The organism is Pseudomonas brassicacearum (assembly GCF_003732265.1).
Taxonomy (GTDB): domain Bacteria; phylum Pseudomonadota; class Gammaproteobacteria; order Pseudomonadales; family Pseudomonadaceae; genus Aquipseudomonas; species Aquipseudomonas brassicacearum_D.
Window position 1 is genome coordinate 1 of the sequence record NZ_MOBK01000412.1, and the last position, 486, is coordinate 486.

General features: G+C 61.5%; 1 pseudogene. It reads right to left on the bottom strand.

The annotated features are described in order from the left end of the window. A pseudogene (locus BK660_RS31990) lies at window positions 1-486 on the bottom strand (helix-turn-helix transcriptional regulator); the annotation flags it as partial.

Genomic DNA, 486 nt, shown 5'->3' on the forward strand with positions numbered 1-486 from the left:
GCATTGAAGCGAGGTAAATGCGCGAGTACCCGCCAGGCCTCCGTCAACTCAGGGGTCAGGATGGTGAACAGTTCGTGTTCGAGGTAATCGAGCAATGTGTCAGTTCGGATGTGATGCGGGTCGTTGCGCGACCAGTCACATTTTTGCAGTAGCGCGACGCGTACCCCAGCACACCAACCTCCGCTGAGCTGGATAATCTTGCTGGAGGCGGTGCTGGCATCGGCCGGTGTCAGGTGGCGCACCAGCGAGGCAATCTCGGTTTGATTGAAAGCTAGCGTGGCACGCTCGCATTCGTACAAATCATCATCGAGCAGCAACCGCGGCCAGTTGCATTGCGGGCGACGGCGGGCGCCCAGCCACCAGGTCAGCGCCGGGCTGCTGACGGCCAGCATGCGATCCAGCAGCTGAACGAGCTCCGGGTTCGGAACGCGGCCATAGTCATCGAGAAACAGCCAGGTAGGCGCCTGCAATCGAGCCAGCGCGCCG